Origin of the sequence: Armatimonas sp. (assembly GCF_043760365.1) — a bacterium.
Classification (GTDB): domain Bacteria; phylum Armatimonadota; class Armatimonadia; order Armatimonadales; family Armatimonadaceae; genus Armatimonas.
Genome location: NZ_JAYUPA010000974.1, coordinates 1 through 2,769, shown reverse-complemented (window position 1 = coordinate 2,769; position 2,769 = coordinate 1). Strand labels below are relative to the sequence as shown.

Below are 2,769 nucleotides of genomic sequence, written 5' to 3'. Positions count from 1 at the left end.
CTATGGAATCGCAAACACGTCGTGGATTTCTGGCGGATGTCGGTAAGGGAATGCTGGTGGCAAGTGTGGGAGTGCCGCTCGCCGCTGAGCTGGGGATCGCACCCGCTCGCGCAGAGACCGAGCGTGAGGGCGATACCAATGCACTGACTTTTGGGCGCTTAGAGCCGCTCGTCGCGCTTCTGCAAGAGAACTCCGCTGAGAAAATGCTCCCGCTTGTGGTGAGTCGGCTCGCGCAGGGAACATCGCTCCGAGAGCTGGTCTCCGCTGCCGCGCTGGCCAATGCCCGGACATTTGGGGGCGAGGACTACATTGGCTACCACGCCTTCATGGCGCTGTTGCCCGCCTACCAGATGACCGCCGAGCTTCCCGCCAGTCGCCGTGCGCTGCCCGTGCTCAAAGTTCTCTACCGGAGCACCAGCCAGATTCAAGCCAAGGGCGGACGGAGCGCAGAAGTGCTCCACCCTGTGTCTCCATTGCCGCTGGACACGCGTGTGACGCTGCGTGAGGCGATGCGCCGCCAGGACTTAGACAAGGCCGAGACGCTCTTTGCGGGGCTCGTGGCGCAATCCCCCAATGCTGCATTTAATGCACTCCAGACACTGGTTCAGGACGAAGCAGATGTACACCGTGTGGTGCTGGCTTATCGGGCGTGGGACTTGCTGGGCCTGACGGGGAAAGAGCACGCCCACACCACTCTGCGGCAGTCGGTGCACTACTGTGTCAGTGCGGAGAAGCAGCGGGTCGCCCAGGGCAGACCTGAGCCCGCGATCCGCAGTATCCTCCCGAAAGTTCTGGACACGCATAAACTAGTGGGCCGCTCACCGGGTACCCGCACCGCCGACGATGCCTGGGTGCGAACTTTCTGCAACACGCTCCTCGCCTCCACGCCCGCGCAGGCCGCGGATGCCGTGGGAGGCGCACTTGCGGAGGGCTTCGGGCTGAGCGCCATTGGGGAGGCGCTCTCGCTGGCGGCAACCCAGCAAGTACTCCGCGATCCAGGCCGGACGCAAGCCTTTCCCGGCAAGCAGATTGGCAGTGTCCACGGCGATTCCTACGGTGTGCACGCCTCAGACTCAATGAACGCCTGGCGCAATATCGCCGCCGTCAGCTCCCACGAGAACGTCGTTGCCAGTCTGATTGTGGCGGGCTATCACCTGCAAGCGCCGACAGGACGTGACTGGAAAAACCTGCCCGCCTATCCCTTCGCTGAGGCAAAGGCAGAGATCACCATCACCGACTCAGCAGCGCTTTTACGCGAGCTCGATGGCGCGATCCGGGAGAACAACCAGGCCCACGCCGCCGCGCTGATGGCACACTACGGCGCACTTGGCCATTCCGAATCCCATGTCTTCCCACTCCTGCTCAACTATGCGATCAGCGAGGATGGCACGCTCCACGCCGAAAAATACTATCGCACGGTCTCCGAGGAGTTCCGTCGCACCCGAAAAGCGCACCGCTGGGATCACTTAGTCGCCCTGGCCCGCGTCACCGCTAGCGAGTTTGGCAAGCGCGCCGACGGTTACGAGCAAGCCTGCGGTTTGCTGCGGATTTAGTCGCTCTGTGTGAGTCGCCCCGATGAACTTCGCCCCCGTTCATGGGGGCGATCACGTTCAACGGGGCGGGACACTCCACGATACAATAGAGCCCTATGGCCCTAACTCTTCCCGTCGCCACCCACGAGCGTCTTGAGCATCTTGAGCGCCCTCGGCTTCCCCGCAATGCGATCGAGTCCATCGAGCCGGGTAGTATCGCCGAGGACGCCGGGCTTCTGATGGGGGATGTAGTGCTCTCTGTCAATGGCCACCCGCTCACTGATGTGGTGGACTGGCGCTTCTACTCCGCCGCCGAGGAAGTGACCCTCGCCGTGAAGCGCGATGATGCGCTCCTCACGCTGAAAATCGAGAAGGGGTTCGATGCACATGTCGGGATTACGTTTGCGGAGGATCTTTTTGATCGGATGCATATCTGTAAGAATAAGTGCGTCTTTTGCTTTCTCTACCAGCAGCCCAAGGGCCTGCGCCCGAGTCTTTACATCAAAGACGATGACTTCCGGCTCTCGTTTCTACACAGCAACTATGTCACGCTCACCAACTTAAAGCCTGGCGAATTAGAGCGCATCTGTGAGCAGCGCCTCTCGCCGCTCTATGTCTCGGTACACGCCACCGACCCCGAGGCGCGCGGGAAAATCCTAGGTCGCCGTGGCCCGGAGCCGATCCGGGAAATTCTGCAAAAACTCGTCGAGGCGCGGATTCAGATTCATGCACAAGTCGTGCTGGTGCCACACTACAACGACGGTGCAATCTTCTTTGAGACCATCACGGACTTGGCCAATCTTCACCCTAAGAAGCGCGGGGAGTTTGGCGGCGTGATCTCCGTGGCCGTCGTCCCGATTGGCATCACGCAGTTCCGCGAGCGCCTCGCGCCCGTCGAGACCTGGAACGGGGAGCAGAAAGCGTGGTGGGTGGGGCAAGTCGAGCCGCTCCGAAGCTGGTACTTGAAAGAGCTGGGCACGCGCTTCGTCTACCTCTCCGATGAGTTTTATCTAGGGGGTGGCCTGCCGATCCCGTCGCGCTCGCAGTACGAGGGCTTCCCGCAGCTCGAAGACGGTGTCGGGCTGGTGCGCTTATTTTTAGACGAGTGCGAAAAGCTCAAGCGCGATCTTCCGAAGCGTGCGCCTCGCCCAAGACGCGTGACGTTTGCGACGGGCGAGATCGCCGGGCCGCTCCTGACGCAGCTTGCGGATTTGTTTAATAAAGTCGAAGGGCTGGA

2 protein-coding genes are annotated in these 2,769 nt (G+C 61.4%); both read left to right on the top strand.

Annotated features, from left to right (window positions below; translation table 11 throughout):
- Positions 1-1,553: hypothetical protein (locus tag ACH2EH_RS24670; protein WP_395146000.1), on the top strand; the 1,553-nt coding region annotated here is incomplete at its 5' end.
- A 95-nt stretch (positions 1,554-1,648) separates the two neighbouring features.
- Positions 1,649-2,769: DUF512 domain-containing protein (locus ACH2EH_RS24665; protein WP_395145999.1), on the top strand; the 1,121-nt coding region annotated here is incomplete at its 3' end.